Source organism: Saccharibacillus sacchari DSM 19268, assembly GCF_000585395.1.
Classification (GTDB): Bacteria; Bacillota; Bacilli; order Paenibacillales; family Paenibacillaceae; genus Saccharibacillus; species Saccharibacillus sacchari.
The window spans coordinates 3,620,054-3,640,926 of record NZ_KK073875.1 but is presented as its reverse complement, the minus strand read 5'-3'; the positions used below and the strand labels follow the sequence as shown (position 1 = coordinate 3,640,926).

Annotated in this window: 18 protein-coding genes; 6 read left to right on the top strand and 12 right to left on the bottom strand. The window is 53.9% G+C overall.

All coding sequences use genetic code 11. The features are described 5' to 3' along the window. Positions 1-84 precede the first annotated feature (84 nt). On the bottom strand, positions 85-1,812 hold the full coding sequence (cysI, locus tag SACSAC_RS15680) for an assimilatory sulfite reductase (NADPH) hemoprotein subunit (protein ID WP_037288009.1): 1,728 nt from the start codon (positions 1,810-1,812) through the stop codon (positions 85-87). Positions 1,813-1,873: 61 nt separating this feature from the next. Further along, positions 1,874-3,715 (bottom strand): assimilatory sulfite reductase (NADPH) flavoprotein subunit, encoded by a 1,842-nt coding sequence (locus tag SACSAC_RS15675; RefSeq protein WP_037288005.1) that lies wholly within the window; start codon positions 3,713-3,715, stop codon positions 1,874-1,876. A 272-nt stretch (positions 3,716-3,987) separates the two neighbouring features. Between SACSAC_RS15675 and SACSAC_RS15670 the strand changes: the two genes are divergently transcribed. The 3 genes from SACSAC_RS15670 to SACSAC_RS15660 all read left to right on the top strand — a co-directional run bounded on the left by SACSAC_RS15670 (position 3,988) and on the right by SACSAC_RS15660 (position 7,545). Beyond that, positions 3,988-4,413 carry a VOC family protein gene (locus SACSAC_RS15670; protein WP_051507167.1) on the top strand — a complete coding sequence of 142 codons (426 nt, stop codon included), beginning with the start codon at positions 3,988-3,990 and terminating at the stop codon, positions 4,411-4,413. 242 nt (positions 4,414-4,655) lie between these two features. After that, positions 4,656-6,296 (top strand): diguanylate cyclase domain-containing protein, encoded by a 1,641-nt coding sequence (locus tag SACSAC_RS15665; RefSeq protein WP_037288000.1) that lies wholly within the window; start codon positions 4,656-4,658, stop codon positions 6,294-6,296. Positions 6,297-6,507: 211 nt separating this feature from the next. Continuing rightward, positions 6,508-7,545, top strand: coding sequence for a single stranded DNA-binding domain-containing protein (locus SACSAC_RS15660; RefSeq protein WP_051507166.1), 1,038 nt, complete (start codon positions 6,508-6,510; stop codon positions 7,543-7,545). Positions 7,546-7,604: 59 nt separating this feature from the next. Here the strand turns inward: SACSAC_RS15660 and SACSAC_RS15655 are convergent, their stop codons facing one another. After that, on the bottom strand, positions 7,605-9,338 hold the full coding sequence (locus tag SACSAC_RS15655; protein ID WP_051507165.1) for a glycoside hydrolase family 2 protein: 1,734 nt from the start codon (positions 9,336-9,338) through the stop codon (positions 7,605-7,607). A gap of 217 nt (positions 9,339-9,555) precedes the next feature. On the opposite strand from SACSAC_RS15655, the gene SACSAC_RS27215 reads away from it, so the two are divergent. Then, positions 9,556-10,383 carry an AraC family transcriptional regulator gene (locus SACSAC_RS27215; RefSeq protein WP_051507164.1) on the top strand — a complete coding sequence of 276 codons (828 nt, stop codon included), beginning with the start codon at positions 9,556-9,558 and terminating at the stop codon, positions 10,381-10,383. 74 nt (positions 10,384-10,457) lie between these two features. Here the strand turns inward: SACSAC_RS27215 and SACSAC_RS27210 are convergent, their stop codons facing one another. The 7 genes from SACSAC_RS27210 to SACSAC_RS15615 all read right to left on the bottom strand — a co-directional run bounded on the left by SACSAC_RS27210 (position 10,458) and on the right by SACSAC_RS15615 (position 16,907). Further along, positions 10,458-11,324, bottom strand: coding sequence for a DUF4362 domain-containing protein (locus SACSAC_RS27210; protein ID WP_051507163.1), 867 nt, complete (start codon positions 11,322-11,324; stop codon positions 10,458-10,460). A 184-nt stretch (positions 11,325-11,508) separates the two neighbouring features. Beyond that, the gene (locus tag SACSAC_RS15640) at positions 11,509-11,916 is read right to left on the bottom strand and encodes a hypothetical protein (RefSeq protein WP_037287994.1); all 408 of its coding nucleotides are present in this window, start codon (positions 11,914-11,916) and stop codon (positions 11,509-11,511) included. A gap of 637 nt (positions 11,917-12,553) precedes the next feature. Then, positions 12,554-13,699 carry a 5-methyltetrahydropteroyltriglutamate--homocysteine S-methyltransferase gene (locus SACSAC_RS15635; RefSeq protein WP_037287988.1) on the bottom strand — a complete coding sequence of 382 codons (1,146 nt, stop codon included), beginning with the start codon at positions 13,697-13,699 and terminating at the stop codon, positions 12,554-12,556. A 250-nt stretch (positions 13,700-13,949) separates the two neighbouring features. Beyond that, positions 13,950-15,074: a 5-methyltetrahydropteroyltriglutamate--homocysteine S-methyltransferase gene (locus tag SACSAC_RS15630; protein ID WP_037287986.1), complete on the bottom strand. Its 1,125-nt coding sequence runs from the start codon at positions 15,072-15,074 to the stop codon at positions 13,950-13,952. Between the two features lie 41 nt (positions 15,075-15,115). Then, positions 15,116-16,048 carry a LysR family transcriptional regulator gene (locus tag SACSAC_RS15625; RefSeq protein ID WP_037287984.1) on the bottom strand — a complete coding sequence of 311 codons (933 nt, stop codon included), beginning with the start codon at positions 16,046-16,048 and terminating at the stop codon, positions 15,116-15,118. A 59-nt stretch (positions 16,049-16,107) separates the two neighbouring features. Beyond that, the gene (locus SACSAC_RS15620; protein ID WP_037287979.1) at positions 16,108-16,575 is read right to left on the bottom strand and encodes a DinB family protein; all 468 of its coding nucleotides are present in this window, start codon (positions 16,573-16,575) and stop codon (positions 16,108-16,110) included. After that, entirely contained in the window at positions 16,572-16,907 is a 336-nt protein-coding gene (locus SACSAC_RS15615; protein ID WP_051507162.1) for a DUF3219 family protein, read from the bottom strand. The genes SACSAC_RS15620 and SACSAC_RS15615 overlap by 4 nt, the downstream gene beginning before the upstream one ends. A gap of 119 nt (positions 16,908-17,026) precedes the next feature. Here SACSAC_RS15615 and SACSAC_RS27730 point away from each other — a divergent pair, with 119 nt between their 5' ends. Further along, positions 17,027-17,620, top strand: coding sequence for a GNAT family N-acetyltransferase (locus SACSAC_RS27730; protein ID WP_084778090.1), 594 nt, complete (start codon positions 17,027-17,029; stop codon positions 17,618-17,620). On the opposite strand, the gene SACSAC_RS15610 is transcribed toward SACSAC_RS27730, so the two are convergent. After that, positions 17,532-18,449, bottom strand: coding sequence for a DMT family transporter (locus tag SACSAC_RS15610; protein ID WP_037287977.1), 918 nt, complete (start codon positions 18,447-18,449; stop codon positions 17,532-17,534). The genes SACSAC_RS27730 and SACSAC_RS15610 overlap by 89 nt on opposite strands. A gap of 198 nt (positions 18,450-18,647) precedes the next feature. Beyond that, entirely contained in the window at positions 18,648-20,240 is a 1,593-nt protein-coding gene (locus tag SACSAC_RS15605) for an acetate--CoA ligase (RefSeq protein WP_037287970.1), read from the bottom strand. A gap of 265 nt (positions 20,241-20,505) precedes the next feature. On the opposite strand from SACSAC_RS15605, the gene SACSAC_RS28470 reads away from it, so the two are divergent. Further along, the gene (locus SACSAC_RS28470; RefSeq protein ID WP_037287968.1) at positions 20,506-20,790 is read left to right on the top strand and encodes a hypothetical protein; all 285 of its coding nucleotides are present in this window, start codon (positions 20,506-20,508) and stop codon (positions 20,788-20,790) included. Positions 20,791-20,873: the final 83 nt, after the last annotated feature.

Here is a 20,873-nt window from a genome sequence, read left to right as displayed (position 1 = left end):
CCTGCTTTTCGTCTTTTCGAGTGTTTCGGCGTTCAAATCGCCCGGCATGACCGGATCATTTCCGATCAAATCGGCTTGGTTCGATCACGCGTGGAACTGCCGTCCGTCGCGAACGGCTTCCACGTAACCCGAGCGCACCGCGAAATCGCCGAAATGTTCGCCGTCCAAACGTTCTTTCGCATAGCGTCCGATAATCGGCTTCAGCGAGGACAGAATCTCTTCTTCGCCGATATTTTCCTTGTACAGTTTATTCAAGCGGGCTCCGTCATGCGCGCCGCCGAGATACATATTGTATTTGCCCGGTCCTTTGCCGATGAAGGCCAGCTCCGCAAGCATCGGGCGCGCGCAACCGTTCGGGCAGCCCGTCATGCGGATCACGATTTCTTTTTCCCGCAAGCCGGCTTCTTCCAGCATCGGTTCCAGCTTATCGATCAGCCCCGGCAGATAGCGCTCGGATTCGGCCATTGCCAGACCGCAGGTCGGAAGCGCCACGCACGCCATCGAGCTGCGACGCAAAGCTGAATAATGAAGACCGTCCGTGAGATTATACTTTTTGATCAAAGCATCGATTTTGCGTTTTTTCTGAGTGCTGACGTTGCCGATGATCAGATTCTGGTTCGCGGTCAGGCGGAAGTCGCCGTCGTGAATCCGGGCAATCTCGCGCAAACCCGTCATGAGCGGGTAGTTCTCGAAATCGGCAATCCGCCCGTTTTCGATAAACAGCGTCTGATGCCATTTGCCGTTGCTGCCTTTGATCCAGCCGTAACGGTCACCGTTATGGTCGAAGCTGAAGTCGCGTGCCGCTTGAAGCTCCCAGCCGAGACGGGCATGCAGCTCGCTTACGAACCAATCGAGCCCGCGATCATCGATCGTGTATTTGAAGCGGGCGTGTTTGCGCACCGCGCGATCGCCGTAGTCCCGTTGAATCGTCACGACCTTTTCCGCCAGATCGACGGATTGCTCCGGCGTAATAAAGCCGATCAGCTTGCCGAGCTGCGGATACGTCTTGTTATCGCCGTGCGACATGCCCATGCCGCCGCCGACGGTGACGTTGAATCCGACCAGTCGGCCGTTTTCCACGATCGCGATCAAGCCCAAATCCTGCGAGAACACATCGACGTCGTTGGACGGGGGAACCGCAATGCCGATCTTGAATTTACGCGGCAGGTACACATGGCCGTAGATCGGCTCCGGGTCCTGCTCGCGGCTATCCACGACCTTTTCCTCATCCAACCAAATCTCGTGATAAGCGCGGGTGCGCGGATCGAGGTGACGGCTGACTTTATCCGCCCATTCGTACACTTCGGAATGAACCTCGGACTGATACGGATTCGGATTGCACATCACGTTCCGGTTCACGTCGCCGCAAGCCGCAAGCGTGCTGAGCAGCGCGTCGTTGACTTCGCGGATCGTGTTTTTCAAATTCCATTTGAGCACGCCGTGAAGTTGGAACGATTGGCGCGTGGTGAGACGAATCGTATCGTTGCCGTATTTGTGCGAGATGCTGTCCATCATCAGCCATTGCTCGGGCGTTACGACGCCGCCGGAGGCGCGAACGCGGAGCATGAACTGATACGCCGGCTCAAGCTTCGACTTGCTGCGCTCGTTTCGCAAATCGCGGTCGTCCTGCATATAACTGCCGTGGTGTTTCATCAGGCGGTTATCGTCTTCCGGAATCGAACCGGTCAACGGATCTTTCAACGTCTCGACGAGACTGCCCCGCAAATAATCGCTGTTACGCTTAATATCCTCGACATCGCTATGCGGCCGATCGTGCGGCGGATACTTTTTCCATTCGGTTTGCTGCGTCATATCAAGCTTCCCCTTTCGCGTTCAAACGGCCCTTTTCCATCTATTTGTCCATGCTGTGAAATTAATATACGTCGCGCTGATAGCGCTTCTCTTGTTGCATGCGAAGCAGGTATTCCGAAGCCTGTTCGGGACTCAAACCGCCGCCCTGCGCGATGATTGTCTCCAAAGCTCCATGCACGTCGTGGGCCATATTTTTCTCGTCGCCGCAGACGTACACGGCAGCTCCGCTATTGATCCATTCGTACAGCTCTTGGCTTTTCTCCATCATGCGATGTTGGACATAGACCTTCTCGGCCGTATCGCGGGAAAAGGCAACATCCATCTTCGTGAGCACGCCGTCCTTGATCCAACGCTGCCACTCGGTTTGGTAAAGGAAGTCCGTCGCGAAATGCTGATCGCCGTAGAACATCCATGTTTTGCCGCGCGCATCCGTTTCTTCGCGTTCGGCCAAGAAGGAACGGAAAGGCGCTGCGCCCGTACCCGGTCCGATCATGATAATCGGCGTGTCGGGGTTCTCCGGCAGCTTAAAGTTCGGGTTGTGCTGCACGAATACCGGAAGCGCGTCGCCCGGCTCCAACCGTTCCGCCATCTGCACGGAGCAGACGCCGTAACGGTCGCGTCCGCCGCAAGCGTAACGCACGGTGCGCACGGTCAGATGCACTTCGTCCGGGGTTGCTTTCGAACTGCTGGCGATCGAATACAAGCGAGCCGGAATTTTACGCAAAAGGCCTGTCAGTTCCGCCGCGCTCAATCCTTTGAGATTAAAGTCGCGGATCAGGTCCAGCAGATCGTTTTCGCCAAGGTAAGCGCGCAGCTCTTCGGCCGATTCCGGCGAAGCCAGTTTCAACAGCCGCTCGTTACCCGTCAGCTTCGCCGCCTGTTCGATCAGCGGCTTGGTCAATACGGTAATCTCGAAGTAATGATGCAAGGCTTCCCGCAATGCGGCAGTACCGCTTTTGCCTGTTGCCACTTGTTCTTCCGCGTTCCATCCCATCGCTTCGATGATCTCGTCCACGAGGCGCGGATGATTTTCCGGGTAGACGCCCAGGCTGTCGCCCGGTTCGTACGTCAGGCCCGATCCTTCGAGCGACAGCTCCAGATGGCGCGTCTCCCGCGCGGAACCCCGGCCGTTCAAGTTCAGATTCTCCAGCACTTCGGCCCGGAAAGGGTTACTGCGCGAGTATTCGGACTCCGGGTCGGCGCTGAGCGGAGCCGCCGATTCCGCCGCGGTCGTCGCAGCGGCCGGAGTCGCGCTCAGCGATTCCGTCACCGCCTTCATCCACTCCCCGGCCGTCTCGTCGAAGTCCACGTCGCAATCGGCCCGATCAACCAGACGCGAAGCGCCCAGTTCCGCCAACCGTGCATCGAAGTCTTTGCCGGTCTGGCAGAAAAATTCGTAAGAGGTGTCGCCGAGCGCCAACACGGAGTAGTTCAGGCTCTCCAGCTTCGGCGCGCGTTTGCTGTTAAGGAACTCATGGAAAGCCAGCGCGTTGTCCGGCGGATCGCCTTCTCCGTGCGTACTGACGATGATGAGCAGATTTTCGAGCTTTTTCAGATTCGCGGGCTTGAAGTCGGCCATGGATAGCACTTCCGTCTTCACCTGCTGCTCCTCCAGACGCTTCGCCAATTTCTTGGCGAGCCCGCTGCCGTTGCCGGTCTGCGAACCGAACAGGATGGTAACTTCCCGCGGAGCGGAAGGCGCGGCCGGGACCGCGGCGGCCGCAGGGGCAAGCGATTGACCTGTACTTTGCGATTCCGCGCCGCCGATTGCCGCTACCGAAGCTTGAGCCGCCAGATAGCCGGTCAACCAGATTCGCTGATGACCGTTCAAGGTAGGGAGAAGTTGATTGAGCAGTTCAGTCTGCTGTTGATTAAATGGGCTGTTGGTTACGTTCAATTCCATGGTTTTCCACCTCGCACGGCTTCATTCTTATCGATTCATGGGCTCGATTGTCTGCCGATCATTTAAATTCCTAGTTATTCGATCAGAATTTCTTTTGCTCTCTTGACGGTATCATACGGGCAAAAAGGGGTCAATTCGATTCCTTTTATGACATTCATCAGTTTTTCTGATAATTGGTTAACAAAAATACCGCTTCACAAACACGCGTTCGATTTGTAGGATAAAATGGAAAGCGAGTATTTCAATTAAAAGGAGCTGAACCAATCGTGAGTATGCAATGGGTTCCCTATCTGGTGATGGACGGAAATGCCGGAGAAGCTGCTGATTTTTATGCCAAGGCGCTCGGAGGCGAAGTGGTCGACAAAATGACGTTCGGCGATATGCCCGACGGACCGAACGGTCCTGCGCCCGAAGAAGTCAGATCCCGGATTACGCATGTTCGGGTGGTCGCCGGTTCGCAGCAGCTGATGTTGTCCGACACCTATCCAGGCATGCCTTACCGGATTGGCAACAATGTGACGGTCTCAATCGGTATTGAGGACGCTGCGCGCGCACGCGAGATTTTCGATGCGCTGTGCGAAGGCAGCACCAACATCGTAATGCCTTTGCAAGAAACGTTCTTCAGTCCTGCTTACGGTCAAGTGGTCGATCAATTCGGCGTCTTTTTCCAAGTTAACGTTCCTCCGGCTCAAGCCTGATTTTCCGTCATTCGCTTTGCCTTTCACTTTAATATTCGCGGACGCCTTCCTCGGAAGAGCGTCTTTTTTGCGTCTTTTCGCCTTATTTCGCTTGATATGTACCGATTAACACATAATTTTCGAGCATTTACGCAATTTTTGTCGAAATTTCTTATAAATCCTTCAAAGTCTCTTCACATTCAGTCAGCTTCGCACGATATAGGTAGTAATGAATTGGGTATATTGCTTGCGGAGGTTGTTGGATGATTAAAATACGGACTTTTCTGGCTCTGATCTTCGTCGCATTCGTCATTCTGCTCAGTGCGACCCTGGGATCTCTCATGAGTCAACGTTCTACTGCCGCCATCGAGCAAGAGATTGGCGTATCTTTGGCCGGAACGGCTTATCAGATGTCGGACAAAATGGATAACTTCATGTGGTCGCGGTCCAGCGAAGTAAAGTTACTGACGGAACTCGATCCGCTCAAGGACGGCTCAGATCCAAAAGCCGTTCAAGTGCTGCTCGATCAGTTGCAATCCAGCTTCACTTCATTCTCTTGGATCGGATTCATGAATGCCGAAGGCAAAGTATTGGCCGCAACGGATGGCATTCTGGTAGGCAAAAACATCGCGGAACGCCCTGTGTTCATGGAAGGCATCAAAGGCTTTTTCACTGGAGACGTTCATGAAGCGGTACTTCTCGCCAACTTACTCCCGAATCCGAGCGATGAACCTCTTCAATTCGTCGATGTGAGTTATGCCGTAAAAAATGACGCGGGAGATACGGTCGGCGTCTTGGCTGCGCATCTGAGTTGGGAATGGGCGAAAGAAGTCGAACGCACGCTTCTTCAGCCGCAAATCGATCACGACAAAGACTTTGAACTCTTTATCGTAAGCAAGCAAGACAATACGGTACTGCTCGGGCCTGACGGCTGGGCAGGACGCCCGATCAATCTAGGAAGCGTCGGCAGCGCGCAAAGCGGCTTGAACTCTTGGGTGCTTGAACGTTGGCCGGACGGAGAAAACTATTTGACCGGCTACGCCTCGGGTGACGGGTATCTGGATTATCCGGGACTCGGCTGGACGGTGCTCGTTCGCCAACCGGAGTCTGTCGCGTTCGCGCCGGTCAGCAAAATTCAGCAAGACATCATTATAGCCGCCATACTCGCTTCCATTCTTTTTGCCGGAATCGGCTTGTTGACCGCCGAGTTCATCTCGCGCCCGATCCGTAAGCTAACGCGTGCCGCAGACCGGATTCGTCAAGGCGGCGCGCCGGAAATTCCGGAAACGAGAGGATTCAAGGATATTCGCAGTTTGTCGCGTTCTCTTCGCAGTTTGCTTGATTCTTTGCTTCGCACGGAAAACGCGCTCGGTCATATGGAAAATGCCGCGCTTCACGATCAGCTTACGGAACTCCCGAATCGCATGGCGCTGGAGCGCTATCTGGAGGATACGATCGAAGGCTTCGACCCTTCTTCGGAGACGCTGGCCTTCATGTATCTGGATCTGGACGGTTTTAAAAAGATCAACGATACGCTGGGCCACCAAGTAGGCGATATCTTGTTGAAAAAAGTCGCGCAGCGCCTCCAAACGACTACGCGCCAAGACGGCATCACCGTGCGTCTCGGCGGAGACGAATTCTTGCTGATCATGCGCAGCCCGCTGCGCGACGCTTATGCGGAAGCCGAAAAGTTGGCCAACGAAGTGCTGAAGCTGATCAACAATCCGTTTATCGTGGAAATGAATCAGTTGTCGATCGGGTGCAGTATCGGGGTCGCCTTCTATACGCGCCGCAACCACAGCGTAACCGAAGTGATTCAGACGGCGGACGAATGCTTGTATCTGTCGAAAAAGACAGGTAAAAATCGAGTAACGTTCCATGAAGAGGATGTTACGGCAGGGTGATCGGGAATCCCGATTGCAGCAACGAATAAAAATGCCCCGAAAAAGCGCGATGCCGATCCCATTCGGTATCGCGCTTTTCGAAGTCCGGACCGTTGGTTTGTGGCGCGTCTGCAAAATCCGCACGTCGTTAAGTTTGCGTACATGCCCTAGTCAACTCTTGCGGATTTTGGTAAAATTTTATCGTCTATGTACGCAGAAAGGAGTATGATTCATGAACCGATTTTTCTTATGGCTGTCGGCCTCGGCGCTTCTGCTCGGCGTGTTGTCCGGCTGCGGCGGTACGAAAGCGGCCACGAGTCCTTCGGCATCCGGCGCTGCGAACGCTGCTGCCGATACGTCGGAAGAAACCGCGCCGACTACGGAATCCGCAAAGACTGCCGAACCCGAAAACACCGCGGAAACCGATACGTCCCCGGAATCCGGCGAACCGGCCGAGGCCGCCGAACCGTCGGAATCCGCACAAGCGGAAATGCCGAAGATTAACGAACCTGCGACTTCGCCTTCCGAACCGAACGATTCCGAAAGCGCAAGCCCGTCCGTATTAAGCGACAAAGAATTCGATCGGATGATCGCCAATCCCGACGATTTCAAAAAACAGCGCGTGGAGTTCTTTTCCCAGGTGGCGTACGATCCGTTGGAACATGACCGGGGGATGTTTATCCAGGTCTACGCCGACCCCGACAACTACGGCAAACACGTATTGATTTCTATGCGCACTCCTATGAAGGAGATCAAAAAAGGCGATTTCATTCGCGTGAAAGGCATCGTCAAAGGCAGCACCGAAATGGTTAGCACGACAGGCGCTCCGATGGTCTTTCCCGAAATCAAGACCCAGTCTGTCGAGGTCGTCGACTACATAACCGGGTTCTCTCCGTCTCTTCGAACCGTCGAAGTCGGCGAAACCCAAGATCAACACGGACTCAAAGTCACGCTCGAAAAAGTCGAATTTGCCGAAAAAGAAACGCGGTTGTACCTATCGGTCGAAAATTCTACGGATAGAGAAGGGCTTTTTTACACGCACACGGCCAAGATCGCGCAAGGCAGCACGCAATTCGAGCAAGCCACCAATTTCCGCGCGGATTATCCCGAACCTCAAAACCAGCTTCTTCCGGGTATCCGCAGCGAGGGCATTTTGGCTTTCGGGCCGATTGATCCCGAAGACGGCGATTTGCGCTTGATCGTCGGCGGATCGACCAACGACTATTCGCTGGATTTCAAGCCGTTCGATTTTAAAGTCTCCGTTCAGTAATCAAGCAGTTTCAGCAAAAGGTCCCGGTTTTCGCAACCGGGACCTTTTGCGTTTGGTCGTCAACCCTTCGCCGTCAAAGACCTCGAGTCGTCGGACGCCGCCTCCCGCTCCGCCGCCGAACGGTAATGCGCCCGAACGGTATCGTAAGCGAGTTTGGGGCGGCGGTAACCGTCGACCAGTCCTTTGCTGTTGCGCGTACAGCCTCTTGCCAACAGCCAGCCTGTAGCTTCGGTGACGCGACAATCGCTGAACTGCCAGACATATACGCCGGAAAGCGGAGAATCCTCGGCAAGATAGGCTTTCAGGTTTTCTTGCAAAATGTCGCACTGGCGCTCTTCCGAACCTTTCACGCGCTCGCGGCTACGGAATCCGTAGTAAGCGTCCGCGCCGAATTCGCTGATGATCATCGGCTTGCCCGCGCCGCCGAGTTCGTCCGCCCATCCTCTCGCCTGCCGCATCAGCTCGCCGGGATCTTCGTCGGTGTACCAGAGCGGATATAGATTGAACGAGACGATATCGGCCAGGTCCAAACAGATATCGCGGTTCCGGTGATGCGTGGCGAACGATCTCGGGCGCGTCGAATCGAGACTTCGAATCAGCGAGAGTTCGCTCTCGTATACGGCGCGACCGTACGGCGTATCGCTGGCGCATTCGTTCAGGATCGCCCAGATGATAATCGCCGGGTGGTTGCCGTGCTGCTCCACCATTTCCCTCGTAACGGCTTCGCTTTGTTTTCTGAAATTCGGATTGCGCATCTGCTCTTCGGTTAAGCCGCGCGCATGGTTTTCCTCCCAGACGAATATGCCCCGCTCATCGCACAGATCCAGAAAACGCTCGTCGTTCGGATAATGGCTCGTTCGTACGGAGTTGCAGCCGAGGTCTTGAATCAACTCGATGTCGCGCACCAGGTCAGGGAAAGAAAAAGCGGCTCCGGCAATCGCATGATCCTCGTGGCGGTTTACTCCTTTTAACAGAACTGTCTTTCCGTTCACACGCAGCTGCCCGCCTTCGGTATCGATGCTGCGGAATCCGACACGGTCGATCCAGTCGTCGAAAACGTCTTCGTTTTGCCGCAGTTGAGCCCGAAGCGTGTATAGATTCGGATTTTCCGGGTTCCATGGCATTGCTGCCGCATAAGCTTCGGTTCGCTCGACGGTCACTTCCGATTCACGGTCGATCCGCACTTTTTCGTTGATTGTATTCAACCCGTCCAGTCCCAGCAGCAGCTCGACCTCCCGCGACTCCGCCGCCAAATTGCGTACCTTGGCCTGCCAGCGTCCATGCCAGACTCCTTCCTTCAATTCCGGAAAGAAGGCGACTCGTTCGATGTGTACATCCGAGATCTCCTCTAACGCAATCGGACGGATCGGACCGCCGTAGGTATAGTAATCGTTCTCGACATGCAGAGCCGATTGCTCGCTGAAGGAGTTATCCGCATAGAGACGAATTTCATGCTCGCCCGGCTGTACATCGCGAATGATCGCTTCGAACGCCGTGTAGGCATTGTAGTGGTGCGCCACCTTTTGTCCGTCAAAATAAACGTCTGCCGTATGACTTACGCCTTTGAACTCCAGTCGCAGATGCGTCCGGCGTTCGGTTCGAATGGTTCGACGATACAAGCCGATGCCCTGGTACGTGCCGAACTTCGGATGCGATTCCCAACACCCGGGTACGGGTAACCGATCATTCATTTCAGCCGGAATCTCCCCTACCCCATCGACGGGTTGAAACTCCCACAGTCCTTCCAATTCTTTGACCTGGCGAATTTGGTGCGTGTCGAACAAACGGATCATTTCGATTCCCTCCATGTCTATTTTGATTTTCCACTTTTCTGCTTATTGATTGGAGTAACGCTTACAAAGCTTACTTTATGCAATAAATTCTGTTTTCTCCATGCCTATTCCGATCTATTTCATGTCAAAAATGATTCGAATCAATCTTGGCTTCCGTCCATACTGCTTCTATACTGAGAGAAAGAAAAAGCCGAATGCGGCAGAAAGCAGGAAGATTATGAACGATCTGCATGAGCTTGCGGTGAGGATCGGCTGGGCAGCGAACAAAAACACGCTGCCGGGCTGGACGGACATCCGTCGCACGACGGCGGTACACAGCTTTTATTGGATACGTTCGGGAAAAGGAAAGTTTGAATCGGACGGCGAGGTGTACGAGATCGAGGGCGGGCATCTTTTTTATCTGAAGCCGGGTTTGAACATGCGAATGGCCGCGGTCGGCGATCAAGGGCTCGAGATGGTGATGATTCTGTTCGACGCTGTTCGCTTATCCGGCAAATCCGAGATTTGGCCCACGCCATCCTCTGTTTCCTCGCTTGAACTTGCGCATTCGACGGCTTATTCGGGTGAAGCGGCTGTTGAACTGGATGCGGCGTTGAATCGGTTGGTGAAGCTATGGAGCATAGGATTGCCTGCGCGAGAGCTTGAAGCGAATGCCGTGCTGCTCGCTTTGATCGCCAGACTGCACAGCGACTTCTCGCAAGAACAAGAAAAAGCCCGCGTTCTGTTCGAACGGGGGCTGCAAGTGATGGGGCTGCGCTATGCCGAGACGCTGACCGCGGAAAGCTTGGCCGAAGAGCTGCACGTATCCGTCTCTCACCTGCGCAAACTGTTTCTCCGGTACGCGGGAGAGACGCCGAAGCAGGTTCTGTCCAATCTGCGCCTGCGACAAGCCGAGCGCTATCTGCTGTACACCGACCTGACGCTGCATGCGATCGCCGGAGCTTGCGGGTACGGCGACGAGTTTCATTTCAGCCGGACGTTTAAAAAGAGCAAAGGCGTGTCGCCGTCCGTGTTTCGGAAAGAAAGTCAGGGCAGGCATGGTTGAAATTTGAACAATCGTTATGAATATCGCTTGTAAGGCAGGTTTGTATTCATTTAGGCAAACTGTCGAAAGCAAATTCAATCGTTTTCCTCCACTTTTTCGGCTTCATCCGGTATTGCGAACCAAAAGTTCTCGTTCAGGCCGCCGTTCGTTCCGGTACATCCGTCAAGCCGATAAACGATTCCGGGCGTGTTATGTTCCGCCGGAATCGGCTCGGTGACGACTTTTTCGCAGGTGTCGAATTCTTTCTTCGGCAAGCCGAATTTATCCATCGTGTTGTCGGAGACATAATGTATGCTTTGCCCGTCGAAGTCGAGATTATCGAAGATCGGATCGCCCTCGATGGTGTAACCGACCCGTTGGACGGAAGCAGGTCGGGATTGCTCGATGTCGGTCAGAAAATTTTCCCACTTATCGAAGTTGTACATTTTCCCCAAAATTTGAACGATATCGCCATTGTCTACAGCCTGCTCGTAATCGTAACGGTAATCTTCGATCAGCTCCCGCAGAACTTGCGTCGATTTCGGCGTCAATTGATAACCCGTTCCCATCTTGTCGATCTCCGTCACCATTCCCCGATCTTCTTCATTGTTCGGCAGCCAAAGATGCAGCTCCCGGACCTCTCCTCCGTTATTGAAGACCAAGTCAAAGTCAGGGTGCCTGACGTCCATCTCTCCCGGCAGCTGATGCTTAGTTAGATCCGCTTCGCGGAAGGCTTCTACCGATTCTTCGCCTTCGAGTTTGAGATGAATGCGAGGGTTGATCTGTCCGAAGCCAAGGTTGCGGCTGACGAAGACTTCATTATCCGTGGGCTTCAGGGTTGGGGCGGCTGCTGGGACAGATTGTTCTTCGACAGACTCCCGGGATGACGTTTCGTTCGGCGTGCAGGCGGTCAGAAGAAAAAATGAGCAAAGCATGCAGATCGATAAGATAGTTTTGGGCATAGTGACGCCTCCTTTCTTTCTGGACGCTTGGAGGGCGAGGAGAGTTGCAGACAGGAAACAAATCCTTTTATTCAATTCAACTCATTCATACTGAGTTTAAGCAACAAAAAAAGGTTGTCCGAAGGCATTATGCTTCGGACAACCTGAATTGAATTTTTAAAGCGGATTGGTTCAGTTCTTCAGATCATCTAAAAAACTTCCCGGCTTTCCGATACAAAATCTCCTGCCACCGACTGCTCGTCTGAATCATCTCATGCATTTGCTCCACGTCCACCGCCCGTCCGGCCGCATTGCGTATCGTCAACGATCGTCCCTCGTATTCCGCCTCATAGCCAAACCAAGCCCCGATCAACGGAACAATATCGTCGCGGTACGGGCGCATCGTCAGCAGTTGCAAGAACGTATGAAAGCTCAGCGAATAACCGGAATCCTGTGCCCTGCGTACATACTTGGGCTTGATCGCCGCTTCGCATTCGGGACATCTATGACGCATACCCAAGCGGTAGTTCGGCGTTTCGAACCGAAACATGCACTGCGGGCAGCCAACCAGCGCCAGATCGCGCCGGGCATTATCGGGAACATGAACATTCATGGAATTCTCTTCGCTCCTTTTCCTTGCAGCTCCTTGGACTTGAATCCGCTCATCTCGATTCTCATGACGCCCATGCTGTCGGTCTATTTGGTTCCCTATTCTACTCTTTTTCTCCCCATAAAAAAAGTCCCGGCTGTAAGAACCGAAACTTTTGCGTTTTTCGAAAAAGCTGCGTAGGTGGGGGAAGCGAGAAGACTCCGAGGGAAGTTCGTTAGCGAATGCTTCCGATGTGCCTTTCTCCGAAAGACTGTAGGTCGCGTGTTGAAATCGGGAAAAATTAAAATTTTTAGTGGTATTTTCCCGATTTCAAAGGCGAACATTTCATTCCTTCACTGAACTTCCCTCTCCGTCTTCTCGCTTCCAGTTACGTCGCTTGTTTTCGATAACTTAAAAGCCTCGGTTCCAAGAACCGAGACTTTTTTCGTTTTCTATTCTTTTTAATTTTGCTTTTTTACTCCCTAAAAAAAGCCCTGTCATTAACGGAAGCTTCAAGCGGAGGGAGAAATTCAGTGAAAGGCGCCTTTGAAGCAGGACTTTTCAGTTTGAATACATATTCAAATTGAAAAGTCCTGCTGAGACAGCGACTTGAACGAATTTCTCCCGCAGCGCCCCTAAGCTTCCCCAACGAACAGGGGTTTTACGCTCCCCATACTTCCTCGGCGACTTCCTTCACGAACTTCAGCTTCGCCCACTGCTGCTCTTCCGTCAACACGTTGCCTTCTTCCGTCGAAGCGAAGCCGCACTGCGGGCTGACGCACAATTGGTTGATGTCCACGTACTGAGCCGCTTCCTCGATCCGCTTGAGGATCTGCTCTTTGTCTTCCAGCTCGCCGAATTTCGAGCTGAACAGACCGAGCACGACTTGTTGGTCCTTCACGTATTTCAGCGGCTCGAATCCGCCTGCGCGCTCGCTGTCGTATTCCAGGTAGAACGCCGACACGTTAGAGCCCGCGAACAGGATTTCCGCGATCGGATCATAGCCGCCGCCTTCGCCGGCATAGGTCGATTTGAAGTTGCCGCGGCATACATGCGTCGTCACGACGAGATCAGCAGGCAGGTTCTCGATCGCCAAGTTGTTGACGAACAGGAATCCTTTTGCCATCTCGTTGATGTCTACGCCCGCTTCGTCCTGCATTGCGCGGAATTGACGGTCGCTCAGCGCGCCCCATGTGCAGTCGTCGAGTTGGATGTTGCGGCATCCGGCTTCGTAGAAGGCCAAGATCGCATCGCGGTAAGCCGTTGCGACATCCGTATACAGATCTTGACGGTTCGGGTAAAACTCGTCGACCGTCTTGATGTTGTCGCCGCGGAACAGTTCGAACAGCAGCTGCGCCGGAGCCGGGATCGTTTGGCGTGCCACGGCGTCGTCGCCGGCTACGCTGTTCAGGAACTTAAAGTCTTCGACCATCGGATGCTTCGCGCCTTCGCCGACTTTGCCGATCAGCAGGGCGGTTTCCGCACGGGATTCCACGCCATGGAACAGATACCCTGTATCCGACGCTTTCTTGCTGACGCCGCCGAGGCCCCAGAAGAAGTCGAGGTGCCACCACGAGCGACGGAATTCGCCGTCCGTTACGCCTTTGAGACCGACTTCTTTTTGCTTTTCGACCAGCTTGATAATCTCTTCGTCTTCGATCTTGCGAAGAGCGGCTGCATCGATCTCGCCTGCGGCGAACTTGATTCGCGCATCCTTGATCGCTTGCGGACGCAAGAAGCTGCCTACGATGTCGTGACGGAAAGGTACGGTGTCTCGTTGAACGGCTTGCTCGAAAATCGTGCTCATGGATAAGTTCCTCCTCGGGAATCCGGAATATATTTTCATGTTTAGGCAAGTGTACGGCGTGTCTGATTCAGCAAACCTTTAACCGCAAAGTCTCGACTTGCTCGCTAACTCCAACAATAATATTAAAGACTACTATACCATTTTCAAAAAAAGCCCGCGTAACGCCAAAAAGCTATACCCCGTTATACGCGATTCGTATAACGGGGTATAGCAGTCGGATTTATACACAAATTGGTGCACGAACGCAGGCTTAGCCCGGCCACACTTCCGCAGCCGTCTCCGCAACAAGGCGAATTTTTTCCCATTGCTCGTCTTCTGTCAACAGATTGCCTTCCTCGGTCGAAGCGAAGCCGCACTGCGTGCTCAAGCAAAGCTGATCGATCGACACGAACGAAGCGGCTTCCGCAATCCGTGCTTTCAACGCTTCTTTGCTTTCCAGTCCTCCGTGCTTGGTGGTCACCAATCCCAGTACGACGAATTGGTCACGGATAAAGCGAAGCGGTTCGAAGCCTCCTGCGCGTTCGTTATCGTACTCCAGGAAAAAGGCATCCACTTTGCAGCCGCCGAACAATGCTTCCGCCACAGGTTCGTAACCGCCCGAAGCGAACCACGTCGAATGGAAATTCCCCCGGCAGACATGCAGTGCAATGACCATATCGTCCGGACGCTCCGCGATCGACTCGTTAATGAGCCGCACGTAATCGGCCGCGAGCTGATCCGGGTCCGTACCCTGGCTGCGCAGCTGCGTGCGATGCAGCAAGCTGCACAACGTTCCCCAAGAGGTATCGTCAAGCTGCAAGTATCGACAACCCGCATCGTAAAAGGCCTGGATCGCATCCCGGTACACGTGCACGATATCCGCGAACAGCTCTTCGTCTCCCGCATAAGCATTCCCGCCGTTGTACCGTTGAACGAAATGGAACAACGCCGGCGAAGGAATGGTCATTTTGGGCATCATGCCGCTTCCCGCCGCAAGATCGCGCAAGGACTCGAAATGACGCAGCATGGGGTGGTCGCCGAACGAAATTTTATTCGCGACGCGGAACGTTTCCGCCCGCTGCTTGGCATCCGTACGTCCTGCGGCCGCGTTCAGATCAATCTTTTCGGTGCCTTCAACGCCGAAAAAGAAATCGAGATGCCACCATGAGCGCCGGAACTCGCCGTCGGTGACGACGGGAAGCCCGGCTTCTTTTTGACGCTGTATAAGCTTAATGATCTCTGCCGTCTCAAGCTCCGTTAACCCCTCGTCCGTAAGCGCTCCTTCCCGATGCAGCTTCCGGGCTTCGATCAGCTCCGGCGGCCGCAGGAAGCTGCCGACGAGATCGCAGCGAAAAGGCGGTTTTGTTCTGGTTGTGCCAATCACTGGACTTTGCATACGTTCCTCCCGAATTCTTGAATAAAATAATGCAGATCCTACTAGAATAAGAACTGGTTGGCCGCAAAATACCGCCGTGCCACCAGATCGTTGAGCAACTCGACATACGAAGCCGCTACCCGGCTCGGACGCCGGTCTTTGTGCGCAATCCAACCGATCGTGAACAGCTCGCCCGTCTCGACGGGAACCGATTTGAGCACCGACCCGTCAAGCTCCGCAGGCAAAATGCCGCTTCCGACCGTGTAACTATGCGTGCTCGCAAGCAGGCTGGTCAACGTGGCGCGGTCGTTGATCTTGATACTGCGCGCCGCCTCCGGCAAATTCAACATCTCTTCCGCAAAATGCAGCGAGCTACTCTCTCCCTGATCGAACGTAACGTACGGATACGGCTGAAGATCCTCCACCGTAACCATCCCGCGACGCGCGAGCGGATGCGAAACGCCGACAAAGATATGCGGCTGCGTATTAAATAAAGGCGTAAATTTAAGGCTTCCGTCGCTGAACATCTTGTTCATGACCCGAGCATTGCGGTCGCACAGGTAAAGGATACCGAGATCGCTCCGCAGCGTCCGCACGTCTTCGATGATGTCCGAAGTCTGCGTTTCCCGAAGCGAGAACGCATACTCCTCTTCGTCGCTGCCTTCCATCAACGCAGCGAATGCTTCGGATGCGAAAGCGTAATGCTGCGTCGACACGGAAAAATGCACCGCCGTGCGGCGTTTGTTTTTATAGCGTCCTTCCAGCAGTTCCGCCTGTTCGACGATCTGCCGGGCATGCGCCATAAACTCGACGCCGTCCGCCGACAAGGTGATTCCCCGATTGGTTCGGTCAAAAATGGTAATGCCGAGTTCCTGCTCCAGATCTTTTATCGCATTGGACAGACTCGGCTGCGAGATGAACAGGCGTTTGGCCGCCTCGTTGATCGAGCCGCAGCCCGCCACCTCGATTGCATACCTGAGCTGCTGTAAAGTCAATTCCTTTCCCCCGCTTTCCGAGGCCCATGCTCCCGGTTATTCATGGCGTTGATGCGCATTTAGCTGACGCCGTACTTCTTGTCCCACGAACCTTGCTGCTTGCGGATGAAGACGATTTGTCCGATATGGTAAGCATTGTGCATCGTCAAATGAGTCAGATCGCCGGCCCATTTTTCCAAAATGCCGTCTTCGGCCTGTTCCACCGCGTCGATCCAGCTTTCCATCGTAGCGTCGTAGGCTTCCAGCGCTTCGGCCCATGTGCCTTCCGCGCCGTCCAAAGGTTCGAACGTATCGTCGTTGTCGCCTTCGAAAGCCGGAACGTCCTGACCGAGAAACCGATTCAAGTATCGTCTATTGTAAAAGTCCAAATGGCGCACGGTCTCGTGTACGCTGTTCATTTCCCCGTTGCTTTTCCAATCGGCCTGTTTCTGCGTCAATCCTTTGATCGCGGCGGCCATCGAAGTGAACCACCCGTTTTTGCTGCGGCACACTTGAAGCTGTTCCAGAAAAATCTCGCGTTCCGTCATGAATTGCCTCCTTTTTGATCGTTAGGGCGCTCGGCCAATTCGAGATGATAATCGCCGACTGTATCTTTTTCATACAAATTATCAAGCGACGTCGAATAGTTATGCATGTCCGTCTCGCCGTCGAATTCAAGCTGCGGGATGCGCAGGCGAAACGTTCCGTTGTACAACAGCGTCGCCACGTCGTGGTATTCTTCATGCGTCACCTTAAAATCGAAGGCGAACGCCCGCCGCTTGCGACCATCCGGTCCTTCGACCGCGAATTCCCGCAATCCGGTCACCTCGAACATTCGCTCGTCGATCCGGATTTCGATGTTCGTGCTTTCGGTATTCATGGCATCGCCTCCTCGATCTGCAATTATGTAAAAGCATTTTTACTATAAAGGATTTGCGGCCGGGATTCCAGAGCTTTACACTTGAAGAACAGATCCTATTCAAAAAAAGGAGCCTTCCCATGCATTTACGAACCGAAGCGATCACCAAGCAGTCTTCCGTTCTTCCTATAATCAAGACGTTATACGAAGAAGCTTTCCCCGCAAACGAAAGAGCCCCCATGTCCATCCTTCTCAGGAAAGCACGGAAGTCCTTCGTCGATTTTACCGCTTATTACGAAAACGATACGTTCATCGGATTCACCTATTTGTCCTTGTCCCGCGATCGGGATCTGGCATTCGTCATGTATCTGGCGATCGATCCGGCGCTCCGGTCGAACGGCTACGGCAGCCGGATTTTGGAGCAGCTTCGCCTGACGTACGCCGACAGCCGGATCGTGCTCAATATCGAAGCCGCGGAAAAAGATTCGCCGAACGCGGCCGAACGTCTGCGCCGACGCGAATTTTACGTACGAAACGGCTATGCCGGCTCCGGGTTTCTAATGAAGGAATTCGGCGTTTGGTACGAAGCGCTCGTAATCGGAGGACCGGTCGGACGCGCAGAATACTTGCGGCTCTACAGCCGATTTATGGGGTTTCCGCTGTCCGTGCTGGCACGTCCGAAGATTGTTCCAATGCCGGACGCGCCGCGCTCGACTGACGGATCAGGAACATAGACATGCCCGCCAATACCAGCACGCCGCCCACGAGTTGAATCGCGGTCATATGCTCGCCGAGCAGCCATACCGCCAGCAGCGAAGCGCCGACCGGCTCGCCCAGAATGCTCATGGAAATCGTCGTCGCGTTCACGTAATTCAGCAGCCAGTTGTTAATGATATGCGACAGCGTCGGCACGACCGCGAGCAGCGCGAACACGCCCCATTCTTTGGCCGGATAAGCGAAAAACTCCTGCGTCGTCGCGACATTGAAGATCGTCAGAAAAACAGCCGCCGAAAAGAATACGCTGAAGCTGTAGATCCAATGCGATACTTTTTTCACCGCATTCTGTCCGATAAACAAGTAACCCACTACCGCGATCACGCATAAGAACGACAAAATATCGCCGCGGATCGCCTGCGCGCTCAGCCCGATATCGCCCCATCCGATCAAGCCGACTCCGAACGTCGCCACGGCAAGCGCCGCGATCGAGGCACGCGTGGTGCGTTCTTTGAACAACAGGAATCCGACCAGCAGCGAGACGAGCGGCTGAAGCGCCAAAATGATCGTGGAACTCGCGACCGTGGTCAGCTTGAGCGATTCAAACCATAACGCGAAATGCATCGCCAGAAACAATCCGGAAAAGATCAGCAGAAAGACTTCTTTCCGGCTGAGCTTTTTGAACTCTCCCCGCTTGACCCAGACGATCGGCAGCATCAGAATGCAGGCAAACCACATGCGGTACATGCTGATGATCGAAGACGGCGCGTCCGACCATTTTACGAATATGGCCGAAAACGAAATCGCGATAATCGAGATCGTCAGCGGAATTGCGATTGATTTTTTCATGCTCTCTCTAGTCTCCCAACCAAGTTCTCTCTTTTTCGGCTTATGCCGACCGAATATAATAATATCAGCGTTACGAAGAAAAATGTACATAGATATCGCTTAAAAATATCGAAATATCTTCATCTTCTAAATAGCATGCAAAAAAACGGCTCCGGCATCGTCAGACGCCGGAGCCGTTTTGCTATACAATCGGGAACATCAATTCGAAGCGTTCCGCTTCTCCTGCTCGCGCAGCTCGATCCGGCGGATCTTGCCCGAAGCGGTCTTCGGCAAATCCGTCACGAATTCGATCTTGCGCGGGTATTTGTAAGGAGCGGTCCATTCTTTGACGTGGGTTTGCAATTCCTTGACCAGTTCCGGCGTGCCTTCCGCGTCTTCGCGCAGAACGACGAACGCTTTGACGATGCTGCCGCGAATCTCGTCGGGGCTTGCAACCGCCGCGCATTCTTTGACCGCCGCATGCTTCATCAAGGCTTCTTCCACCTCGAACGGTCCGATCGTGTAGCCCGAGCTGATGATAATATCGTCGCCGCGGCCTTCGAACCAGAAGTACCCTTCTTCGTCCAGACTCGCGCGGTCGCCGGTGATAAAGTATTCGCCGCGCATGGACTGCATTTTGCGATCCGGGTCTTTGAAGTATTCGCGGAACAGGGCCGGAAGTTCGCTGTGCACGGCGATATTGCCGACTTCGCCCGGAGCGACAGGAACGCCTTCGTCGTCGACGACCAGCGCCAGTCCTTCCGCCATCGATTTGCCCATTGCGCCGAGACGAATCTCCGAACCGACCAGATTGCCGATGAGCAGCGTGCTCTCGGTCTGGCCGTAGCCGTCGCGAATGGTCAAATTATGATGCTTGCGGAATACGTTGATGACTTCCTGGTTCAGCGGTTCGCCCGCCGATACGGCGCTGCGAAGGTTGGTCAGGTCGTACTCGTCCAGTCCGTGCGTTTTCGCCATCAAACGATATTCGGTCGGGGTACAGCACAGCACGCCGACTTTATAGTCTTGAAGCAGGTGCAAATAACGCTTCGGCTCGAACGAACCGCTGTAGAAGAACCCGGTCGCTCCGCTTCCGAGCACGGACAGGAACGGACTCCAGATCCATTTTTGCCAGCCCGGAGCTGCCGTTGCCCAGACCGTATCCGTCTCCTTGATATCCAGCCACGAAGCAGTGATGCGCAGATGCGCGAATCCCCAGCCGTGCGTATGCACGACAGCCTTCGGATTGCCGGTCGTTCCCGATGTATACGCCAGGATCGCCATATCGTCGCGCGACGTCTCCACGGACTCGAACGTATCGGCTTGGCCTTCCATCAAAGCATTCAGGTTCAACCAACCTTCCTGCGTCGACAGGTCTCCGGCTTCCGTTGCCAGAATGCGATACTTCAATTCAGGCAACTCTTCTTCGATCCGATCCACTTCGCCCGTCACCGACGGCCAAGAGATCACCGCGCGCGCTTCCGAGTGGCGCAGGCGGTACGAGAGATCCTTGGCGCGCAGCATTTCCGAAGACGGAATGATGACCAAGCCGAGCTTCAAACAAGCCAAGTAGGTAACGTAAGCGATAATGCGGCGCGGTACCGTAACCAGCACCTTATCGCCTTTTTGCAGCCCTTGCTGCGCAAGCCCTCCGGCCAGACGGTTCGCCTGCTTCAGCAGTTCGCCGTACGTGATTTCCGCTTTCTCTTCGGCTTCGCCGAGCCATTTGAGCGCGATCTTGTCCGGGGCGTGGCGCTCCATTTCTTCCGTCATGTTATAACGTTCAGGGGCTACCCATTCGTTGTAGTTCATCCGATCCTTCTCCTTTTTTGAAAAACATAGTCGTGAAGCCAACACTGATAAGCGGCTGTCCGCTCTTAGGAGTGAATGGGTTTTATTATAGCATGTATTAGGACCAGGTGTTAAGTGACAGGTGTCATCTGCGGAAGCCGAGAGCGATTACATTCCGAATTAAAACGTTTGCAATTTAAATCATAGTTTGTGATATGGTTCACAACATAAAATCTCAAATCTGTTTTAATAGACAGGTAACCTATTTTAATTGGAGGCGAATAAGATGAGTTTTGACGGCGCAGTGATGGAGCGGCAAGGCGAGAAGTTTGCGGTGGTTGCGGTGAAGCTGCATGTGCTCGGATTTTCCGGGACGTGCGAGGAAGCCGCGGCGAAGTACGAGCCTTATTTTCCGAACATGCCGATCGTTCTGATGTCGCAGGATGCGGACGGCGTTCCGAAGTATTGCGGAGATTCGCAATATGTGGCGTATCTGGATGAGCTGGGCGCAGCATCTGTTCCTTGGCAGACTTACACTTCCGTTCCCGAAGAGGAACTTGCACTCCGGTGATTGCCGGAGTGTTTTTTTATATCCAAAAGTTTAGATTGAGTTTCTTAAACGCGAATATAATAGTTCCTGGTCAACACGATAAA

What these genes read in the sequence shown, in the direction of transcription:
- cysI (WP_037288009.1), bottom strand. Translation starts at nt 1,812, where the DNA reads ATGACGCAGCAAACCGAATGGAAAAAGTATCCGCCGCACGATCGGCCG.
- SACSAC_RS15675 (WP_037288005.1), bottom strand. Translation starts at nt 3,715, where the DNA reads ATGGAATTGAACGTAACCAACAGCCCATTTAATCAACAGCAGACTGAA.
- SACSAC_RS15670 (WP_051507167.1), top strand. Translation starts at nt 3,988, where the DNA reads ATGCAATGGGTTCCCTATCTGGTGATGGACGGAAATGCCGGAGAAGCT.
- SACSAC_RS15665 (WP_037288000.1), top strand. Translation starts at nt 4,656, where the DNA reads ATGATTAAAATACGGACTTTTCTGGCTCTGATCTTCGTCGCATTCGTC.
- SACSAC_RS15660 (WP_051507166.1), top strand. Translation starts at nt 6,508, where the DNA reads ATGAACCGATTTTTCTTATGGCTGTCGGCCTCGGCGCTTCTGCTCGGC.
- SACSAC_RS15655 (WP_051507165.1), bottom strand. Translation starts at nt 9,338, where the DNA reads ATGATCCGTTTGTTCGACACGCACCAAATTCGCCAGGTCAAAGAATTG.
- SACSAC_RS27215 (WP_051507164.1), top strand. Translation starts at nt 9,556, where the DNA reads ATGAACGATCTGCATGAGCTTGCGGTGAGGATCGGCTGGGCAGCGAAC.
- SACSAC_RS27210 (WP_051507163.1), bottom strand. Translation starts at nt 11,324, where the DNA reads ATGCCCAAAACTATCTTATCGATCTGCATGCTTTGCTCATTTTTTCTT.
- SACSAC_RS15640 (WP_037287994.1), bottom strand. Translation starts at nt 11,916, where the DNA reads ATGAATGTTCATGTTCCCGATAATGCCCGGCGCGATCTGGCGCTGGTT.
- SACSAC_RS15635 (WP_037287988.1), bottom strand. Translation starts at nt 13,699, where the DNA reads ATGAGCACGATTTTCGAGCAAGCCGTTCAACGAGACACCGTACCTTTC.
- SACSAC_RS15630 (WP_037287986.1), bottom strand. Translation starts at nt 15,074, where the DNA reads ATGCAAAGTCCAGTGATTGGCACAACCAGAACAAAACCGCCTTTTCGC.
- SACSAC_RS15620 (WP_037287979.1), bottom strand. Translation starts at nt 16,575, where the DNA reads ATGACGGAACGCGAGATTTTTCTGGAACAGCTTCAAGTGTGCCGCAGC.
- SACSAC_RS15615 (WP_051507162.1), bottom strand. Translation starts at nt 16,907, where the DNA reads ATGAATACCGAAAGCACGAACATCGAAATCCGGATCGACGAGCGAATG.
- SACSAC_RS27730 (WP_084778090.1), top strand. Translation starts at nt 17,027, where the DNA reads ATGCATTTACGAACCGAAGCGATCACCAAGCAGTCTTCCGTTCTTCCT.
- SACSAC_RS15610 (WP_037287977.1), bottom strand. Translation starts at nt 18,449, where the DNA reads ATGAAAAAATCAATCGCAATTCCGCTGACGATCTCGATTATCGCGATT.
- SACSAC_RS15605 (WP_037287970.1), bottom strand. Translation starts at nt 20,240, where the DNA reads ATGAACTACAACGAATGGGTAGCCCCTGAACGTTATAACATGACGGAA.
- SACSAC_RS28470 (WP_037287968.1), top strand. Translation starts at nt 20,506, where the DNA reads ATGAGTTTTGACGGCGCAGTGATGGAGCGGCAAGGCGAGAAGTTTGCG.